The organism is Variovorax sp. W1I1 (genome assembly GCF_030815625.1).
GTDB classification, from domain to species: domain Bacteria; phylum Pseudomonadota; class Gammaproteobacteria; order Burkholderiales; family Burkholderiaceae_C; genus Variovorax; species Variovorax paradoxus_C.
In genome coordinates this window covers 2,153,272-2,174,280 of sequence record NZ_JAUSWZ010000001.1, presented here as the reverse complement: position 1 = coordinate 2,174,280, position 21,009 = coordinate 2,153,272, and the positions used below count along the sequence as shown (strand labels likewise).

Annotated in this window: 9 protein-coding genes; 5 read left to right on the top strand and 4 right to left on the bottom strand. The window is 69.4% G+C overall.

Annotation, left to right across the window (positions count from 1 at the left end; translation table 11 throughout):
* Window positions 1-33 precede the first annotated feature (33 nt).
* Both fdxA and QFZ83_RS10305 read left to right on the top strand, forming a co-directional pair.
* Entirely contained in the window at window positions 34-363 is a 330-nt protein-coding gene (gene fdxA / locus QFZ83_RS10310) for a ferredoxin FdxA (protein ID WP_007839295.1), read from the top strand.
* Window positions 321-1,400, top strand: coding sequence for an NAD(P)/FAD-dependent oxidoreductase (locus tag QFZ83_RS10305; protein ID WP_307505738.1), 1,080 nt, complete (start codon window positions 321-323; stop codon window positions 1,398-1,400). The genes fdxA and QFZ83_RS10305 overlap by 43 nt, the downstream gene beginning before the upstream one ends.
* Here the strand turns inward: QFZ83_RS10305 and QFZ83_RS10300 are convergent.
* Window positions 1,381-2,685, bottom strand: a complete 1,305-nt coding sequence (locus QFZ83_RS10300) for an aspartate aminotransferase family protein (protein ID WP_307505736.1) — start codon at window positions 2,683-2,685, stop codon at window positions 1,381-1,383. The two genes, QFZ83_RS10305 and QFZ83_RS10300, sit on opposite strands and share 20 nt — an antisense overlap.
* Before the next feature lie 108 nt (window positions 2,686-2,793).
* On the opposite strand from QFZ83_RS10300, the gene QFZ83_RS10295 reads away from it, so the two are divergent.
* Entirely contained in the window at window positions 2,794-3,534 is a 741-nt protein-coding gene (locus QFZ83_RS10295; protein ID WP_013541040.1) for a TetR/AcrR family transcriptional regulator, read from the top strand.
* Here QFZ83_RS10295 and QFZ83_RS10290 read toward each other — a convergent pair.
* From QFZ83_RS10290 to QFZ83_RS10280, 3 genes are all read right to left on the bottom strand, one after another.
* A complete protein-coding gene (locus QFZ83_RS10290; protein WP_307505732.1) occupies window positions 3,515-5,476 on the bottom strand; it encodes an adenylate/guanylate cyclase domain-containing protein in 1,962 nt (653 codons plus the stop codon). The two genes, QFZ83_RS10295 and QFZ83_RS10290, sit on opposite strands and share 20 nt — an antisense overlap.
* 88 nt (window positions 5,477-5,564) lie before the next feature.
* The gene (locus QFZ83_RS10285) at window positions 5,565-6,983 is read right to left on the bottom strand and encodes a sigma-54 dependent transcriptional regulator (protein ID WP_307505730.1); all 1,419 of its coding nucleotides are present in this window, start codon (window positions 6,981-6,983) and stop codon (window positions 5,565-5,567) included.
* Between the two features lie 251 nt (window positions 6,984-7,234).
* On the bottom strand, window positions 7,235-8,119 hold the full coding sequence (locus QFZ83_RS10280; protein WP_307505728.1) for a class I SAM-dependent methyltransferase: 885 nt from the start codon (window positions 8,117-8,119) through the stop codon (window positions 7,235-7,237).
* 513 nt (window positions 8,120-8,632) lie between these two features.
* Between QFZ83_RS10280 and QFZ83_RS10275 the strand changes: the two genes are divergently transcribed.
* Window positions 8,633-15,949 (top strand): polyketide synthase, encoded by a 7,317-nt coding sequence (locus QFZ83_RS10275; protein WP_307505726.1) that lies wholly within the window; start codon window positions 8,633-8,635, stop codon window positions 15,947-15,949.
* A complete protein-coding gene (locus QFZ83_RS10270; protein WP_307505724.1) occupies window positions 15,946-21,006 on the top strand; it encodes a non-ribosomal peptide synthetase in 5,061 nt (1,686 codons plus the stop codon). The genes QFZ83_RS10275 and QFZ83_RS10270 overlap by 4 nt, the downstream gene beginning before the upstream one ends.
* The last annotated feature ends 3 nt before the right edge of the window (window positions 21,007-21,009 follow it).

The following is a 21,009-nucleotide window of genomic DNA, read 5'->3' as shown; positions in this document are numbered from 1 at the left end:
TTTTCCCCGATCAAACTGACGTTTAAAAGACAAATGACCCACGTCGTTTCCGAAGCCTGCATCCGTTGCAAATACACCGACTGCGTGGACGTTTGCCCCGTCGACTGCTTCCGCGAAGGTCCCAACATGCTGGTGATCGACCCGGACGAATGCATCGACTGCGCGGTCTGCATCCCCGAGTGCCCGGTCAACGCGATCTACGCCGAAGAAGACCTTCCGGCCAACCAGATCGCCTTCATCAAGATCAATGCAGAGCTGGCCTTGGCCGATGGCTGGAAGAGCATCACCAAGCGCAAGCCCGCCCTGCCCGACGCTGAAGAGTGGAAGGACAAGACGGACAAGGTCGGGGAGCTGGTGCGCTGAGCGCGCTGCCTGCTCCCATCGAAACCGACGCACTGATCGTCGGTGCAGGCCCTGTCGGGCTGTTCCAGGCCTTTCAACTGGGCCTGCTTGAAATCTCCTGCCACATCGTCGATGCACTGCCCGCCGCGGGCGGCCAGTGCGTGGCGCTCTATGGCGACAAGCCGATCTACGACATTCCCGGCACGCCGGTGACCAGCGGGCGCGACCTTGCGCAGTCGCTGCTCGCACAGGTGGCGCCGTTCAAGCCGCAGTTCCATTTCGGCGAGCAGGTCGCCACCCTCGCCCGCCAAGCCGACGAGCGCCTGCTGCTGACCACGTCGGCCGGCAAGGCTTTCCTCGCGAAGACGGTGTTCATCGCAGCCGGCGTCGGCGCCTTCGTGCCCAAGCGCATCACGCTCGAGGGCATCGCGCAATTCGAAGGCACGTCACTTTTCTATCACCCTGAATCGCTGGACCGCTTCGCCGGGCAGACGGTGGTGGTGAATGGCGGTGACGACATCGCGCTCGAAACCACCGTTGCACTCACCGCCATTGCGAAGCACGTCACGCTGGTCCACCGGCGCGACGGCTTCCAGGCCAGCGAAGCGAACATCGCCGCAATGCGCGCCCTCGTGGCCGCCGGCAAGCTGGCCTTCAAGGTCGGACAGCCGACCGCCTTCGACGGCAAGCAGTTGCAGATCACCACGCCCGATGCCACGACCGTCGACCTGCCGCTCGACGCGCTGGTCGCGTGCCTCGGCATCTCGCCGCGCCTCGGGCCCATCGCTGACTGGGGCCTGGAGCTCGAGCGCAAGCAGGTGCCCGTCGACACCGAGAAGTACGAAACCCGCGAGCGCGGCGTGTTCGCTGTGGGCGACATCAACACCTACCCGGGCAAGAAGAAGCTCATCGTCTGCGGCTTCCACGAAGCCACGCTGGCGGCCTGGGGCGCCACCGCCATCGTGTTCCCGGGCAAGGCGGTGCCGCTGCAGTACACGACCACCAGCACGCGGCTGCACGAGCTGCTGGGCGTGGCTGCTACTTCGCGCCAGGCATAAGCGCGCGGTATTCGCCGATGAAGCTGCCGATGGCGGCGACGTAGGCGTCGATGTCCGCATCGGACAGCGGCAGCGAGAGCACGACAAAGCCGCGCGGCGACGTGTAGATGCCCCGGCTCAGCAGGTAGAAGAACAGCAGCTGGCGCAAGCGCCCGTCAACTGCCGCCAGATCGGCCACGCGCCGCACCTCACCGCTGACGAAATGCGCATTCATCAGCGAGCCGACGCCGGTGAACTGCATCGCCACGCCCTCCTTCGCGCACAGCGCATTGAGCCGCGACCGCATCGTCTCGCCGCGTTCGGCCAGCGCGCCGGCCGCCTCGGGCGTGAACAGCTTCGTGAGCCCCGCATACCCGGCCGCCATCGTCATCACGTTGTTGTTGAACGTGCCCGAATGCGCGAGCGCGCCAGTGCGTGGATCGAACTGCGCCATCACGTCCGCGCGCCCACCGAAGGCGCCGAACGACATGCCGCCGCCGATGTACTTGCCCAGCGTCGTGAGGTCGGACTTGATGCCCAGCTTGTTGGCCAGCCCCTGCGGCGCGAGGCGCGAGGTCATCACCTCGTCGAAGACCAGCAGCGCACCGACCTTTGTGGCGCCATCGCGCAGCGCCTGCAGGAAATCGAGGCACCCCGGAATGCACCCGCTCGCGCCCTGCATCGGCTCGACCAGGATGGCGGCGATCTCCGGGCCGTGCCTGGCGATCTCTTCGCTCGCGCGCCGCGCGTCGTTGTAGGGCAGCACGAGAAAGTCGAAGGGCACGGTCGTCGGCGAAGGCTTGTCGCCAAAGCCGAGCACGCCGCCGTGATAGCCACCCGAGAACACCACGATCTTTCGGCGCCCGGTGAAGTGCAGCGCGGCCGTGAGCGCCATCAGGTTCGCCTCGGTGCCGGAGTTGGTGAAGCGCAGTTGCTCGATCTGCGGAAAGCGCTCGCAGATGGTCTTTGCCAGCCGGCCTTCGAGCAGGTTGTGGCCCGTGAGGTTGATGCCGCCCTGCATCGCCTCGATGACCGCATCGCGGATCTCGGGCGCCGAGTGGCCGTAGACGCCGGCCGTGTACTCGGCGATGAAGTCGGCATACCGGTGGCCGTCCGCATCCCAGAGCGCAGCCCCCTCGCCCTTGGCGATGGTGAGCGGAAACGGCGCGTAGAACAGCACCGAGCGCGTGTTGGCGCCGGGCATGTAGCGCGTCTGCTCGTCGAAGCGGCGCCGGCTCTCGGAGTTGCCTTCGGTAAAGCGTTGATGCGCCCCGGCGAGGGCTTGGTCGATGGCGGCGTCGGTCATGGAACGGTCCTTGAAGGTGAGTTGGCGCTTTGCCCCGGTTAATTGATCACTGCTCAATTAATAATGTTTATACAATCAATTCGCCCGCTGCACAACGCCATTTCCTCCATGAAAAAGACCGCTCCCGCGCCCAAACCCAAGACCGCCGGCCGCCCCACCGGCGGCGGCGCGCTCTCTAAACGGCTCATCGCCGAAGCCGCGCTCGCGCACATCGACGAATTCGGCCTGGGCGCCTTCAGCATGCGGGAGATCGCGGCCAAGCTCGGCGTGTATCCGGCGACGGTGCACTGGCACGTCAGCACGCGCGAGGCGCTGCTCGCCGAGGTCGCCGCCACGGTGATGGCAGAGGTCACGCCGCCAACGGAACTGCTCTGGCAGGAATGGATCGCCGAACTGTTCCGCCGCTGCCGCGCCACGGTGCGGCGTCATCCGAACGTGGCGCAGTTGCTGGGCGCGCAGTTGGTGTCCAACGGCAGCCTGCAGACCGAACTGGTCGAAGGCGTGCTGGAGGCGCTGACGGAGGCCGGCTTCGAGGGCCAGTCGCTGCTGGAGGCCTACAACTGCGTGATCGCGGCGATGCTGGGCTTCCTGACGATGGAGTTCTCTCCCCTGCCCGCCGACAACACCCAGGCCTGGGCCGAGGAGCTTCGCGAGCGCGTCCACACCATCCGCCCGCTCGACCATCCGGTGCTCGCGCGCAACCTGCCGCTGCTCGCCAACAACGCCTTCATCGTGCGCTGGGACAACGGCACCACCGTGCCGCTGGACAGCAGCTTCGAGCGGCACATCCAGATCACCGTCGATGGACTGGAGGCGTTCGCGCGCAGGGTCAAGGGTTCGCAGAAGTAGCGGGGTCTGGCGTCTCCAGCAACTCGTACAGCACCATGCGCGTCTGGCGGCCGCGCAGTTCGATCGATTCCTCGATCCGCCGTGTGGCGAGTCGCCCGCCCAGCCCCGCGAACGTCGCCTCCGAGATCAACGTGCGCGTGCCCAGTTGCTTGTTCGTGCCCTCGATGCGGCTCGCTACATTGATCACATCGCCGAGCGCCGTGTAAGACAGCCGGTCGCTCGAGCCGAGCACCCCTGCGATCACGACACCAGTGTGAATGCCGATGCGCGTTCGAAACTCTTGCAGGCCTTCCCCCAGCCACTTGCGGTTGAGCGCCTTCATCTCCTCGTGCAGCGCGAGCGAGGCGATGCAGGCCTGGTACTCCGCGTCCGGCAGGTCGGCCGGCGCGCCCCAGAGCACCATGATCCCGTCGCCCATGAACTTGTCGACTACGCCGCCATGCCGTGCGAACACGCGCGTGGCGAGGTTGAAGTACTCGGTCAACTGGCGCATCAGCACGCCGGCTTCCATCGACTCCGAGATGCTGGTGAAGCCTTCCACGTCGGTGAACATCGCGGTCACGCGGCGCGGCGAACCGTTGGGCGCGAGCGCATGGCCTTCGGCGACGAGCTGCTTGATCACATCCACCGGCACGAACTTGCTGAAGGCCCGCAGGCTGCGCGCCGAATCGTCCAGCGCCTGGCTCAGGTTCTGGATCTCGAACACCCGGCTCGACTCGCGCGGCAGCGCGTCCAGTTCCAGCCGCCCGATGCGGCGCGCCGTGCGCGAGAGGTTCTCGATCGGCGCGGTCACCAGCTTCGACAGGCGCAGCGAAATGAAGAGCGACACGGCCAGGAAGCTCAGCGTCAGCAGCAGCGACCAGAGCACGTTGCGGTGCAGCCCGCCGAGCAGCGCGTCTTCGGGCTCCCAGCTGACGAGCCGCCAGCCGGTGGACGGAATGCGTGATGTCTGCACCTGGTAGCGCGCCCCGCCGTGATCGAGCGTGAAGGCCATGTCTTCCGTCCAGCCCCTGCTGCCGCTGGCCAGCATGTGGGCGTGCAGCGCGCCGAGAACGCCGCCGTCGGGATCTTCCAGCACACGGACGAGGTGGGGGTTGTCGCTGCGCGCGATCACGTGATGGTCGGCGCTCAGCAAGGCGCTGTGGCCATGGCCCGTGCCGCCGAACAGGCGCACGAGGCTGGAGAGATGCCCGAGCGACACGCTGGCGGACACCACCAGCGTCTGCGTGCGGCCTTCGTCATCGCGCCGCCGGCTGGGCCGCGCGTGGCTGACGCCGAGTTCCTTCTCGGCGGGGAGCACGAAAGGCGATGTCCACACCGGGCGCTGCGCCTTCATCGCCTGGACGAAATCTTCGTCGCTCGTCGGGTCGTCGTCGCTGCGGAAGGACTCGACGCGGGTTGTCTCGTAGCGTTGCCGCGGGTCTTCGTCGCCGTCGCCGTCGGGCGGCTGCTTGTATTCCCAGGTCTCGGTGCTGAAGTCGGCGTCGCGCAGCACCTGCCGCACCGCCGTCTCCGGGTAGCGCATCGCCATCAGCAGGTGCCCGTCGTCGCTGGCTACGTCGATGCTGTCGAGCTCGGGCGTCTGCTCCAGCGCAGCCCAGAGCAGCTCGGCGGTCCGGTCGCCGTCATGGCCTGCCGGATGCAGGCTGGGCGTGTGCGCGATGGCGCGCACCAGCGCCTCGGTCTTGGCGAGGAAGGCGAGCACGTTGTCCTCGACGCGGTCGTGGTTGACCTTGTGCGCCGACTCGCCGACCTTCGAAACCAGCTGCTCCGCGCCCCAGTAGCCGAAGGCTACGAGCAGCATCGACTGGAGCAGCGCGACCGCGCAGATGATGGTGCCGACGTCGACCCGGAAGCGGCGCAGGCCTGCGCGGGGTGAAGAAGAAGAAGAAGGCGTGGGCGGTGCCCGCGCCGCGTCCGGGCGGCTCGAATCGTCTGTCATGTGCGCAGTCCTCTCTTGCGCAACTTGGGCGCTTTTATTGCGCCGATTCTCGCCCCGGTTCAGTCCGCGCCCGATGGCGCCAGAGCCTTCACACCCGGTACTCCTTCAGCCGGTTGTACAGCGTCTTCATGCTGATGCCGAGCACACCGGCCGTGCGTTCCTTGTTGCGCCCGCACCGCTCGTAGGTTGCGAGGATCACGCGCCGTTCCACGTCGGCGAGCGGCGTGCCGACCACCACGACCAGGTCGCCGCCCTCCGGCTCCAAGACACCGGGCGCGGTGTCGTCGAAGCCCGCCATCGTCGCGCGCGAAGACGGCGCCGCCTGCAGCCGCGGCGAGCGGGACGAGGCGGCGGCGGTGGTCGACAGCCACTCCTCGCCGATCTCGGTGCCGGTGGTCATGACCCATGCGCGCTGCACCGCGTTGCGCAGTTCGCGCACGTTGCCCGGCCAGGCGTAGCCGCGCAGCCACGCCAGCGCCGCCGGGCTGAAGCGCGACGCACCGCCTTCGGCCAGGTGCAACTCCTGCAGGAAGCTGTGGGCGATGAGCGGAATGTCGTCGCCGCGCTCGCGCAGCGGCGGCAGCCCGATCGGAAACACATGCAGCCGGTAGAGCAGGTCTTCGCGCAGCTTGCCGCGCGTCATCGCCTCGACGGGGTCGCGGTTGGTCGCCGCGATCACGCGCACATCGGTCTGCTGCACCTGCGTGGAGCCCACGCGCGTGAAGGTGCCGTTTTCCAGCACGCGCAGCAGCTTGGCCTGCAGCTCGATGGGCATCTCGGTCACTTCGTCCAGGAACAGCGTGCCGCCGTGCGCCCGCTCGAAGAAGCCCGGGTGCTGGCGCTCGGCGCCGGTGAAGCTGCCGCGCTCGTGGCCGAAGATTTCGCTCTCGATCAGGTGCGGCGAGAGCGCGGCGCAATTGACCGCCAGAAAGGGTTGGTCGCGCCGCCGGCTCAGGTCGTGCACGCCGCGTGCGACCAGTCCCTTGCCGGTGCCGCTCTCGCCATGGACGAACACGCTCACCGCGGTGCCGGCCACGCGCGTCATCTGGCGGTACACGCGCTGCATTTCCTGCGACCGCCCGATCAGGTGGCCGAAGCGCCCGGTTTCGCGCCAGCGGTCCTGCACCTCGTCCAGCTCCGCGCGCAACTGCGAGGGCGGGATCAGGCGCGACAGCAGGCCCTTCAGGTGTTGCGGGTTGATCGGCTTGACCAGGTAGTCGGCGGCCCTCAGGCGCAGCGCGCGAATGGAGGTCTCCAGGCTCGCCTGGCCCGTCATGAGCACCAGCGCCGTGTCGCGAAGGAGTTCGGGATCGGCCAGCAGGTCGAACCCGCTGCCGTCGGGCAGATGCAGATCGAGCAGCAGCAGATCGGGCCGCTGCATGGCGATGAGGCGGCGGGCCGCCTCGATCGAATGGGCGCACATCACCATGTGGCCCTCGCGCACGACCAGCGCGGCGATCATTCGCGCCGCGTCTTCGTCGTCTTCAACAATCAGTGCGTGACCCAAACGGTTTTCCCCCTGCGTTTCAGCTTTTCTTCAAGGTGGTACCTCGCCCCTCCCGAACCCTGAGAGGCGATGGCCCGAAGCTGCGTACGAAGCCGCGCACCCAGCTTGTCAGCCGTGGGTACGCGCGAAGCAACTATTTAGTTTCCAAATTGAACTATTTTTTGCAAGTTTTGGGAATAGCACGGACGCAAGAAAGCCGTGCAGTGCCTTTGGGGCATCTGCACGGCCGTTCGGCCAGTGAGGGGCGCTAGCTAGGGCAGTTCAGGCGCCGGCGCGGTGCGGCGCGCTATGCACATGAGCGAAAGCGCGCTCGCGGGAGCCTTGGGATCGCGGCCCGACAGCAGGTTGCCCAGGCGGTATTTCCACTGCGCGGGCCCCACCTCGCCCTTGAACGCGTCGGCCCCGATCTGGTGGTTGTGCGCATGGACATCGACCTCGAAGCCCAGCGGCTCGAGCGTGGCCCTGAAGAATTCCGGCGTGACCCCGTCGCCCGGCTTGTGGTGGATTTCGGTTCGCAGCCCCCACGTCTGCTGCGTGTCGCTCTTGTGGAAGCCGTGGCGAATCCACCGGTAGATCCACAGCCGCGCATCCCAAAGCAGCTTTGCGACGCCCTTGTAGTCCCAGGCGGTCAATTGCGGGTCGTGGTCGGTAATGAGCAATCCATTGGGCCGCACCAGCCTCGCGCCTTCGCGCAGCACCGCCGCCATGTCGTCGCAATGGTGCAGCGATGCATTGATGGCCACGATATCGGCAATGCCCGAGCGAAATGGCGTTTGCGCCGCATCGGCCAGCACCGCCGTGTAGCCGATGCGCGATGCCAATGCGAGCGAACCGCCCGCCACATCCACGCCCAGCAGCATCCTGGGCTTGCCGCCCACGGTGGCAAAGACATTGCCGGGACCGCAGCCCAGATCGACCACGACCTTGCCCGTCCAATCGCCGCCGGCCGCGGCCAGCCAGCGGCTTTTGAAATGGGCATCGCGGTGGCAGGCGTCGAAGTATTCCTGCGCCCACTCCCTATTTCCGAAATAAAAGGCATTGGCCGACCGGCCTTCTGAATTGCCGTGGAGATCGGATTCCCAATAGCCTTCGGATTGCCTGAGAACAACGTCGGGTAACAGGATGTCGTTGAGCATATGCAGTCTTCGGAGTGGTTATGAAAATTCAGCAAATACTGCATCCATTTCCCGCACTTTTCAACTCCCCCGCCATTGATTCTCTTCCCGTTACAGGATGGGCTCTTGAATACAAATTACAGAGCCGCCGTTTTTGTTCTATGCGAAAACCTGTGCCCCCTCTGAAAACGCCCTGTTCTCCGGGAAGAGCTGCCGATCGCCAAGCCAGGCGGTGGCTCGCACGAGATACCCGTCTTTCTATTGGAAGAGCTTGCCGCGAGCACCGGCCAGTAAATTACGCCGTCAGTTTCGCTGCAAATTATTCAAAATCATTGTTTGGGTACCTCAAACGGTACAAATCGGGTAGTTTGACTCGGAAATATGTATATCCGAATGTAATAACCCCTCGAAACACCCACACAGCCACTTCGGCGAACTTCTAGGATCGCGACAAGCCGATCAGCTTCGGAGTTTTGGTTTTATTGGGCAATTTTAATTCAAGAATTAATCATTGAATTTCAGCTTGGTAATTAAATGAACACTCGATTCGCTTCGCCGTCGCCCGCAGCCGACGCCGCCCCGGCACCCTCGCTGGACGACCTGTTCGTTCCGCGGCGCGACGCCACCGACGAGCGGCTCGCCGCCACGCTGACGCTCGAAGCGGATTTCGCGCAGCGCTGGCTGGCGTCGCTGGACACCACGGGCTTCCTGCCCGACACGCTGTTCGACGGGGCGTGGCGGCTCCTGCGGTCGCGCTGGCTCGGGGCGGAACCGGACGGCACGGCGGACACGTGGCTCGCGCAGCTCGACCGTCAGCGCCGCGCGTCGCCACACGACGGCGACAACGCCATCCGCCTGTCGCTGAACGCCCGTCCGGGGTACCCCGCCCGCCTGCAGCTCGACGCCGCGGCGACCTTCATGGACGCGGCCGCCGCCGACCGGCTGCTCGCCGCCATCGCCGACACCGCCGCCGACCTGCTGGCCCGTCCCGACGCAGCGCTGTGCAGCATCCGCACCCTGCCCGACGCCGACCGCCGCGAGCAACTCGACGCGTGGAACACGCCGCCCGGCGCAATCGACCGCGCACTCACCGTGCCCGCGATGTTCAGCCGCCAGGCCGCGGCCACGCCCGATGCGGTGGCGCTCGTCGAAGGCGACGAGGCCATGCGCTACGGCGAACTGGAGCGCCGCAGCGACCGCTTCGCGCAGCACCTGCGGCAGTCGGGCGTGCGGCCCGGCGACAACGTCGGAATGATGTTCGAGCGCTCGATGGACGCCGTCGTCGCCATGCTCGGCATCCTGAAGGCGGGCGCCGCCTACGTGCCGGTGCCGGCCGACTTTCCGGCCGAGCGCGTCGCCGGCATGCTCGGCCAAGCGGGCGCCGCGCGGGTGGTGGTGGCCGAGGCACTGCGGCACCTCGTGCCCGTCGAAAGCGCCGTGCTGCTGCCAGGCGATCTCAATGACGCCACGGAAGGCAACGCGCATCGCGGCTCTGCGAATACGTCGCCGGATATGCCGGATATGCCGGTGATCGACGGCGAATCGGTCGCCTACGTGATGTACACCTCCGGCTCCACCGGAGTACCCAAGGGCATCGAGATCTGCCACCGCGCGATCCTGCGGCTGGTGGTCGGCGTGGACTACGCCGAGTTCGCGCCCGGCCGCGCGGTGCTGCATGCGGCGCCGCTCGCCTTCGACGCCTCGACGCTCGAGATCTGGGGGCCGCTCTTGAACGGCGGGCGCTGCGTGATCCACGGCGAACGGGTTCCCACCGGCGCCGGCCTCGCGCGCACCATCGCCCGGCACGAGGTGCACACGGCCTGGCTCACGGCAGGCTTGTTCAACGCGGTGGTCGATGGCGATCCGCAGCACCTCGCGGGCCTCACGCACCTCTTCACCGGCGGCGAGGCGCTGTCGGTGGCGCATGTGCGGCGCGCGCTCGACGCCCTGCCCGGCCTCGTGCTCAGCAACGGCTACGGCCCGACCGAGTGCACCACCTTCGCGGCCACCCACCGCATCGACCCGGCGAGCCTCGCAAACGAGCTTCGCTCGGTGCCGCTCGGCCGCCCGATCAAGGACACGGTGCTGCGCGTGCTGAGCCCGTCGCTCGCGCTGCTGCCCAGCGGCCTCGTCGGCGAACTCTGCATCGGCGGGCATGGTCTCGCGCGCGGCTACCTCGGCCAGCCCGAGCTCACCGCCGCGCGCTTCGTGCCCGATCCGTTCGGCGCGCCCGGCGAGCGGCTCTACCGCACCGGCGACCTCGCGCGCTGGCTGCCCGACGGCACGATCGAATTCATCGGCCGCATCGACGGGCAAGTGAAGATCCGCGGCCACCGCATCGAGACCGGCGAAATCGAAGCGGCGATCCTCGCGCATCCCGCGGTGCAGTCGTGCGCGGTGATCGCTAGGCCCGCGAGCGACGGGCAACTGCGCCTCGTCGCGTACCTGGTCGCGCGCTCGGAGCCGCTGCCATGGGACGCGCTGCGCGCGCACCTCGCGGCGCGCCTGCCCGCGGCGATGCTGCCTTCGGCGCAGGTGTGGCTCGCGCAGCTTCCAGTCACGCCCAACGGCAAGCTCGACCGCAAGGCGCTGCCCGAGCCCGCGGGCGAACGCCCCGAACTTGCGCAGCCTTTCGAGGAAGCGCGCGACGCACGCGAAGCCCAGGTGTGCGCTGCCTTCGCGCGCGCCTTGTGCATCGGCAAGGTCGGGCGCAACGACAACTTCTTCGACCTCGGCGGCAACTCGCTGCTGGTGCTGCAGGTGCTCGCCGACCTGCAGCACGACGCCGCACCGCACGCCTCACCGCTGCCGACCAACCTCTTCTTCCGGCATCCGACCCCGGCCGCCATCGCTGCGCAGTTGCAGCCCGCCGTCGAGACAAAGCACGTCCCGTCCACGCGACCGGACACGCGCACCCCACGCGCGCCGCGCGGCGGCGACGAGCCGATCGCGCTCATCGCCACCGCGGGCCGCTTTCCCGGTGCGAACGACGTCGAGCAGTTCTGGGACAACCTGGTCGCCGGCCGCGACTCCGTGAGCTTCTTCGACGACGCCACGCTCGATGCCGGCGTGAGCGAGGCGCTGCGCAGCGATCCGGCCTACGTGCGGGCGCGCGGCGTGATCGAGGGCATCGAGAACTTCGACGCCGCCTTCTTCGGCCTCGGCCCGAAGGAAGCCACGCTCATGGACCCGCAGCACCGCGTGTTCCTGGAGATCTGCTGGGAGTGCCTGGAGCGCGCGGGCTACGTGCCCGACGAGGCGCCCGGCCCGGTGGGCGTGTACGCGGGCACGTACAACGCCACCTACTTCCAGCGCCACGTCGCCTCGCGTCCCGACCTCGTGGAAGCCGTCGGCGAATTCCAGGTGATGCTGGCCAACGAGAAGGACTACATCACCACCCGCGTGGCCAACCGGCTCAATCTGCGCGGGCCGGCGGTGAGCGTGAACACCGCGTGCTCGACCTCGCTGGTCGCGGTCGCGCAGGCCTTCCATGCGCTGCGCACCGGCCAGTGCTACATGGCGCTCGCGGGCGGCGCCTCGGTCACCTGCCCGCCGCGCAGCGGCTACCTCTACAACGAGGGCTCGATGCTCTCGCCCGACGGCCGCACGCGCAGCTTCGATGCGGAGGCGAAGGGCACGGTGTTCAGTGACGGCGCGGCAGTGGTGCTGCTCAAGCGCCTGTCCGATGCACAGGCCGATGGCGACACCATCTACGCCGTGCTGCGCAGCGCCTGCGTGAACAACGACGGCGGCGCCAAGGCCAGCTTCACGGCACCGAGCGTGGACGGCCAGGCCGCGGTGATCCGCGCCGCGCTCGCGGCGGCCGACGTGGATGCGCAAAGCATCGGCTACGTCGAGGCGCACGGCACCGCCACGCCGATGGGCGACCCGATCGAGGTCGAGGCGCTGGCCGTCGCCTACGCCGAGCACACCGACGCGCGCGGCTACTGCACGCTCGGCTCGCTCAAGAGCAACATGGGCCACATGGTCACGGCCGCGGGCGCCGCGGGGCTCATCAAGGCGGCGCTGTCGCTGCACCACGAGGTGATGGTGCCGACCGCGCACTTCAATGCGCCGAACCCGGCCATCGATTTCGCGCGCACGCCGTTCTACGTGAGCAACCAGCTGCAGCCCTGGCCGCGCGCCGACCTGCCGCGCCGCGCGGGCGTGAGCTCCTTCGGCGTCGGCGGGACCAATGCGCACGTGGTGCTCGAAGAGGCGCCGGCGCGCGCCGCCGCGCCGTCTGCCGCGACCGGCATCCATGTGCTGCCGCTGTCGGCCCGCTCGGAAGCCGCGCTCGCGGTGGCCACGCAGCAGCTCGCGGCGCATCTGGAAGCGCATCCCGGTCTCGCGCTCGCGGACGCGGCCTTCACGCTCAGCGTCGGCCGCAAGGCGCACACCTTTCGCCGCGCCGTGGTCGCCGCCGACGTCCCAAGCGCCATCGCTGCATTGCGAATGAACGATGCGCCGTGGCGCGTGAGCGGCAGCGTCGCCGCGCGCGCACCGCAGCCGGTGCTGATGTTCCCGGGCCAGGGTGCGCAGTACGCCGGCATGGGCCGGGCGCTGCATACCGGCGACGCGGTGTTCGCCGCGGCCTTCCACGACTGCGTGCGCGCGCTCGAAGGCGTCACCGATTTCGATCTGCGCGAGCGCATGTTCGGCGACGACCCGCTTGCGCTCGCACCCACCGAGGTCACGCAGCCCGCGCTCTTCACGCTCGAATACGCACTCGCGCGGCGGCTGCTGTCGCTGGGCCTGCGGCCGCATGCGCTCATCGGCCACAGCGTGGGCGAATTCGTCGCGGCCGTGATCGCCGGCGTGATGCGGCTCGAAGACGCCGTCCGCCTCGTCGCCCGCCGCGGCGCGCTCATGCAGGCGATGCCCGCGGGGACGATGCTGTCGGTGCGGCTCGGCGCGGACGATCTCGCCGCGCGGCTCGCGGCCTGGCCGTCCGTCTCGCTCGCGGCGGACAACGCGCCCAACGCCTGCGTGGCCGCCGGCCCCGCCGTCGCCATCGCGCAGATGCAGGCCGCGCTCGAAGCCGAAGGCATCGCCTGCCGCGCGCTGCAGACCTCGCACGCCTTCCACTCTTCGATGATGGACGGCGCGGTCGCGCCCTTCGAGGCGCTCGTGGGCGAGGTCGCGCTGCACGCACCGGCCATTCCGATCTTCTCGACGCTCACCGGCCGGCTGCTCGCAGACGCGGAGGCCACGAGCCCCGCCTACTGGGCCCGGCACCTGCGCGGCACGGTGCGCTTCTCGCCCGCGCTTCAGAGCGCGGCGGCGGCGGCCGCGCATCCGGTCTTCGTGGAGGTCGGCCCGCGCAACACGCTCGCCACGCTGGTGCGACAGCACGGCGCGAAGGCACTGGCTCCGTCATCGTCGAATGCGGGAGTCACCGCCGTCCCGCTGCTGCACGGCGAGCCGGCCGACGAGGCCCGCACGCTGCGGCTCGCGGCCGCGCGCCTGTGGACCTGTGGCGCGGACATCGAACTCGCGCGGCTGTCCGCCCGCGGCGGCGCGCGGCGCGTGTGCCTGCCCACCTATCCCTTCGAACGCAAGCGCCTCTGGGTCGACATCGCGCCCACGGCCCCGGCCACCGCGCCCGTCACCTCGGCCGCGCCGATGCTGGCCGCCCTCGTTCCCGCGCTTGCCCCTGCTCTTTCCGTCCCACCCGTTTCATTGGAGCCGACCGTGACCGCTGCAGTGCCTTCGACCCATCCGCCCTCACCTTCCCTTCCCGCCGCGTCGCGCGCGCCCTCGGTGGACATGCGATTGCGGAGCTTGTTCGAGGACATCTCCGGCATCGACATGGCCGATGCCGCGGGCGAGGCCATGTTCGCCGAGCTCGGGCTGGATTCGCTCACGCTGACGCAGGCGGCCACGCAGATCAAGAAGACCTTCAAGGTCAACCTGAGCTTCCGCCAGTTGATGGAGAACTACCGCAGCTTCGATGCGCTCGCGGCGTTCCTGCAGCAGATCCTGCCGCCCGAAGTCGAGGCCGCGCCCGAGCCACTCGCGGCGGCCCCCGTGCAGTTGCCCGCCGTGCAGCCGACGGTGCAGATGGTGCAAATGGCCAGTTCGTTGCCCTCGCCTTCCACCGGTGCGGTGAACCAGCTGATTGCGCAGCAAATGGAATTGATGCGCCAGCAGCTCGCATTGCTGTCCGGCTCGACCTCGGCCGTGGCGATGAGCGTGCCATCCCCGATCCCGATCCCGATGCCGATGCCCGTGCCGGTGCAGACGGCACACGCGGTGCCGGCCCAGGACGCATCGCCCGACGCCACCCGCGAGCCCGTGCGCTACGACGTCGCCAAGGCCTTCGGCGCCATCGCCCGCATCCACACCAAGCCAACCGCCGAGCCGAGCGCGCGGCAGAAGGCGCGGCTGGCCGCCTTCGTGCGCCGCTACGTGGCGCGCACGCAGAACAGCAAGCGCTTCACCGAGGACAACCGCGCCCACATGGCCGATCCGCGCGTGGTCAACGGCTTTCGCCCGCTCACGAAAGAGATCACGTATCAGATCGTGGTCGAGCGCTCCAAGGGTTCGAAGCTCTGGGACATCGACGGCAACGAATACGTCGATGCGCTCAACGGCTTCGGCCTCAACCTCTTCGGCTGGCAGCCCGACTTCGTGCAGGAGGCGGTGAGAAAGCAGCTCGACGCCGGCTATGAGATCGGGCCGCAGCATCCGCTCGCGGCCGAGGTGACACGGCTCTTGTGCGAGCTCACCGGCTGCGAGCGCGCGGGCCTGTGCAACACCGGCTCCGAAGCGGTGATGGCGGCACTGCGCATCGCGCGCACCGTCACCGGCCGCAGCACGGTGGTGGTGTTCACCGGCTCCTACCACGGCACCTTCGACGAGGTGCTGGTGCGCGCCGGCAAGGGCGGCAAGGGCCTATCGGCCGCGCCCGGCGTGATGAGCGGCATGTTCGGCGACGTGCGCGTGCTCGACTACGGCACGCCCGAGGCGCTGGCCTTCATCCGCGAGAACGCCGAGGACCTGGCGGCCGTGCTGGTGGAGCCGGTGCAGAGCCGCCGCCCCGACTTCCAGCCGCGCGAGTTCGTGCAGGCATTGCGCGAGATCACCACGCAAAGCGGCACCTGCCTCATCTTCGACGAGGTCATCACCGGGTTTCGCACCGGCCTGGGCGGTGCGCAGGAACTCTTCGGCGTGCGCGCCGACCTCGCCACCTACGGCAAGGTGATCGGCGGCGGCTTTCCGGTCGGCGTGATCGCGGGCAAGCGGCCGTTCATGGACGCGCTCGACGGCGGCGCCTGGCAGTACGGCGACGACTCCATCCCGGGCGTCGGCGTGACCTACTTCGCGGGCACCTTCGTGCGGCATCCGCTCGCGCTGGCGGCGGCCAAGGCCTCGCTCGAACATCTGAAGGAAGCCGGCCCCGCGCTGCAGGCCGCGCTCGGCGCGAGCACCGCCGCCATGGCCGGGGAGCTCACCGCCTGGTGCGCCGAGGTCGGCGCGCCCATCGCCATTCGCCACTTCGCCTCGCTCTGGCGCGTGAACTGGCTCGAAGACCATCCGCTGCAGGACCTGCTCTTCGCCATGATGCGCAGCCGCGGCGTGCACATCCTGGACAACTTCCCGTGCTTCCTCACGACGGCGCACAGCCAGGAAGACATCGCCACGATCCAGCGCGCCTTCAAGGAATCGGTGGCCGAGATGCAGGAGTCGGGGTTCCTCCCACGCCGCGCGCCGGCCGTGCATGCCTTCGATGTGCACAAGCCCGTGGAAGAGGGTTCGATCCTCGCGCGCGATGTCGACGGCCAGCCCTTCTGGTACGTGCCGGCCGCCCCCGAAGCGATCCAGATTCCCAACGGGCGGGCCGCATGAACGCCGTTCTTCGCCCCACCCCGGCCGCGATGGGCACGGCCGCCAATGTCGGCGCATTCGTCGAATGCGTGATTCCCACGACCGAATCGCAGCGCGAGGTCTGGCTCGGCGCGATGCTGGGCACCGAGGCATCGCTGGCCTACAACGACTCGGTGGTGCTGCGGCTGCGCGGCCCGCTGGACCGCCAGGCGATGGCACGCGCCGTGGCGCGGGTCGTCGAGCGCCACCAGTCGCTGCGCGCGACCATCTCGCCGGACGGCACCTGCATGCTGGTCGGCCAGGCGGGGCCCGACCCGCTCGTGCAGCGCGACCTCGCCCCGCTCGATCCCGAAGCCCGCGCGCTCGCCCTGCAGGACGCGCATGAAGCGGCGGTGAGCACGCCGTTCCCGCTGGAGCGCGGGCCGCTCTTCCGGGCCGAGCTCTACCGGCTCGGCGAAGGCGAGCACGAGCTCTTGATGTCGGCCCACCACGTGGTCTGCGACGGCTGGTCGTGGGCGGTCATCACCGAGCAGCTCGGCCACCTCTATGCCGAGGAGACCGGCGACGGCCTGCCGCTGAAGGCCGCCCCCACCTTCGATGCCTTCGCCACCGAGGAAGCCGCCGACGCCGCGCGGCCCGAGATGCAGCAGCATGTGGACTACTGGCTCGAGCGCTTCTCGGGCGGCACGCTGCCCGTGCTCGACCTGCCGCTCGACCATCCGCGCCCCGCCGTGCGCACCTTCGCCTCGCGGCGCACCGAGCGGCTGCTGGAGCGGCGCCTGGTGGCCTCGCTGCGCACCATGAGCGCCCGGACCGGCACCAGCCTCTTCGCGGGCCTGCTCGCCGGCTTCGCCGCCACGCTGCACCGGCTCACCGGGCAGGACGACATCGTGGTGGGCATTCCGGCCTCGGGCCAGTTGGCGCGCGACATGCCCGGCCTCGTGGGCCATTGCGTGAACCTGCTGCCGCTGCGCCTCGCAGCGCCGGCCGACCTGCGCTTCGACACGCTCATGGGCGAATGCAGGACCGCCGTGCTCGACGCCTTCGAGCACCAGGCGCTCACCTACGGCGCGCTGCTGGGCAAGCTCTCGCTGCAGCGCGATGCGAGCCGCCAGCCGCTCGTGAGCGTGATGTTCAACGTCGACCCCGACGTGGCCGCGGGCGTGCAGACCTTCTCGGGCCTGAAGGTCGAGCAGGACACGGTGGCGCGCCGCCACGAGAACTTCGAACTCTTCCTCAACCTGCGGCCGGTGGACGGCGGCCTGCAGATCGAGGCCCAGTACAACACCGACCTCTACGACGAGGAAAGCGTGCAGCGCTGGCTCGACATGTTCGAGTGCGTGTTGCGCTCGGCCGTGCGCAGCCCCGCCGAGCCGATCGGCCGCCTGGAGGTGCTGTCGCCCGAAGCCGCGCGCGCGCTGGCCGCGCTGCAGCCGCCGCCCATCGCGGTGGAAGGCGCGCCGCTCGCGCACGCCGGCTTCGTGGCGCGCGCGTTGCAGCACCCCGACCGCCCCGCGCTGCGCGACGGTGCGCGCACCTTCAGCTACGGCGATCTGGACGCGCGTTCCAACCGCCTGGCCCATGCGCTGCGCGCGCGCGGCATCGGCCGCGGCGAGTACGTGGGCCTGTGCCTGGAGCGCGGGCTGGACATGCTCGTAGCGGTGCTCGCGGTGCTGAAGTCGGGCGCGGCCTACGTGCCGCTCGACCCGGCCTTTCCGCAGGCGCGGCTGGACCACTACGCCACCGACGCCAGCCTCAGCCTGCTTGTGACCACCTCGGACATCGCCGCCGCACCGCGCAAATGGAACGCCGATGCGGGGTCGCGGCTGTTCGAGCTCGACCGCGACACCGCATGGCTGCAGGCGCCCGCCGATGCGCTCGCGCCGGATGTCTGCGATGCCCGGGCCGAGGACCCCGCCTACGTGATCTACACCTCGGGCTCCACCGGCCTGCCCAAGGGCGTGTGCGTGCCGCACGGCGCGGTCGCCAACCTGCTCGCCTCGATGCAGAAGGCGCCCGGCCTCGGCGCGGACGACCGGATCGCCGCGGTGACGACGCTTTCGTTCGACATTGCCGTGATCGAGCTGCTGCTGCCGCTCGCGGTGGGCGCCCAGGTGGTGATGGTCCAGCGCGAGACCGCCATGGACGGCAACAGCCTGCGCGCGCTGCTCGAGGCGGAAGCGGTCACCGTGCTGCAGGCCACGCCCGGCATGTGGCAATTGCTGCTCGATGCGCAGTGGCCCGGCGCCAAGGGCTTTCGCGGCTGGATCGGCGGCGAGGCGGTGCGCGGGCGGCTCGCGCTCGCGCTGCTCGATCGCTGCGCCGAACTCTGGAACGTGTACGGCCCGACCGAAACCACCGTGTGGTCGACCGCCTGGAACATGCAGCGCGACGTGGTGGCCTCGCGCGGCGTGTCGATCGGGCTTCCGATCGACAACACCGAGGTGTGGATCCTCGACACCAACCTGCAGCCCTGCCCCATCGGCGTGCCCGGCGAGATCTGCATCGCGGGCATGGGCCTGTCGCTGGGCTATCACGAGCGGGCCGAACTCACGGCCGAGCGCTTCGTCACCGCGCGCGTGCTGGGCCAGAACCGCAAGGTCTACCGCACCGGCGACCGCGGCCGCTGGCGCAACGACCGCCTGCTCGAACACCTCGGGCGGCTCGACTTCCAGGTGAAAGTGCGCGGCTATCGCATCGAGGCCGGCGAGATCGAGGCCCGCTGCAACGAGGTCGCCGGCGTCTCGCGCAGCGTGGTGGTGGCGCGCGAAGACCGCCCGGGCGACGTGCGACTGGTGGCCTACCTGGCGCTGGTGCCCGGCGCGGCGCTGGACCCGGCCGCGCTGATGCAGCACCTGCGCAAGCACCTGCCGGCCTTCATGCTGCCGCAGCACGTGGTCACGCTCAAGGCGCTGCCCACGCTGCCCAACGGCAAGCTCGACCGGGTGTCGCTGCCCGTGCCGGAGGCGCTGCCGCGCGACGAGGTGCGCCGCGGCGCCGGTCCGCGCAACGACGCCGAGCGCACGGTGCTCGCGGCGATGGAGCAGGTGCTCAGCCTGCCGGGCCTGGACATGCAGGACGACTTCTTCACGATGGGCGGCCATTCGCTGCTGGCCGCGCGGCTGGCGACGCTTCTCGCCCGCGAGTTCAAGGTCGCGCTGCCGCTGCGCACGCTGTTCGAGGCACCCACCCCCGAGCGCCTGGCCGCGGCGATTGCCGGTCTGCAAGCCGCCGGCGCCGGGGTGCAGGCGCCCCTGGCCTGCCGCATCGACCGCACCAGCGCGCCGATGACGCCCTCGCAGGAGCGCATCCTTTTCATGGAACAGCTTCACCCGGGGCGCTCGGTCTACAACGTGCCCTCGGCGCAGCGGCTGACCGGTCCTTTCGATGCAGCGCGCTTCGAGGCGGCGCTTTGCGAAATCATTCGCCGCCAGCCCGCGCTGCGCACCTGCGTGGGCACCGATCCGGCCACCGGGCAGCCGGTTCAATCGATTGCGCAGACTGTGGAATTTTCGCTGCCGGTGATCGACCTGCGCGGCCTGCCCGCGGACCAGCGCGAGGCAGAACTGGCCGAGCGCATGCAGGAGCTCGCCGACCAGCCCATCGACCTGCGCCGCGCGCCGATGGCCCACGCGGCGCTGTTCCAGGTCGACGACGACGACCACGCCTTCGTGTTCGTGCCGCACCACCTGGTGTGGGACGGCTGGTGCTTCGACCTGTTCCAGCGCGAGCTCACGGCGATCTACGACGCGGCCGAGCGCGGCCGTCCTCACGGGCTGCCGCCGCTGGAGACCACGCACGGCGACTACGCCGAATGGCTTGCCGGCTGGATGCGGGAGCCGGCCTTCGAGGAGCAGCTGGGCTTCTGGCGCCGCCGGCTGGCGAGCGGGCCGCCGCCGCGCCTGCCCCGCACCGACATGCCCCGCCGCGCGGGCAAGAGCGGCCAGGGCGGCACGCAGTGGATCCACATCGATCTGGCCACGACCGGGCGGCTGCGCGAGATCGCGCGCGGCATGGAGGTGACGCTGAGCATGCTGACCTTCGGCCTCTATGCGCTCACCATGAGCCGGGTCATCGGCAGCGATGCGGTCGTCATCGCGAACCCGGTGCGCGGGCGCCTGCAGCCCGAGACGGAAGACGTGATGGGCGTCTTCAACAACGTGTTGCCGGTGTCGCTGCGGGTCGACCTCGCCCAGTCGCTGCCGGACTTCATGCGCTGCGTGAAGCAGGAGCTGCTCGCGCTCATGAACTGCCAGCAGGTGCCGTTCGAGCGGATGGTGGCCGGCGACGGCCTCGGCGGCCCGAACAGGAACGCCGGGGCCTACCAGTCGATGTTCTCGTTCCAGGATGCGCGCGAGCGCGCGCGGCACCTGGGCAGCCTGCAGACCCGCCAGATGCACCTGATGCAGCGCGGCGCGACCGACGACATCGGCGTGTGGCTGATGGACAAGCCGCACGGCCTGGAAGGCGCGCTGATCTACAACGCCGACATCTACCTGCGCGAGACCGGTGCGCAGCTGCGCGACCGCTACCTCGAGCTCCTGCACCGCGCCGCCGAGCGCCCCGCCGCCACGCTCGCCTACCTGGCCTCGGACGAAGGCTCCTCAAGCGCGGCCTACCTGCGCAAGCTCGCGGCCGACGAGCCGGAGCGCGCGGACAAGGCGCCCAAGCCCCTGGCCGATGCCGGCGGGCGCGCCGCGGCAGCGAGCCTGCTCGCGCCGGAGCAGGCGCCGCTCGCCCAGATCTGGGCCGGCGTGCTGGGCATCGACGTCAACGACATCCGCGCGAGCGACAACTTCTTCGACCTCGGCGGCGACTCGCTGCTGGTGCTGAACGCGGTCAAGCAGGCCGAGCAGACGCTGGGCTTGCGCGTGGAGATGCGGCGCTACCTGTTCGAGAACCTCGCGCAGATCGCGTCGCCCCGCAATGGCAATGGTGGCAACGGCGGCAACGGCAATGCCGCGGCCGACACGAAGCCGGGCGAGCTGGCGGGCCTGCCGGCCGTCCCCACCGCGGGCGCATCGCGCGGCGAGAGCCTGCTGGGCCGCGCATTCGGCAGCTTGCTGCGCAAGGGGTGACAC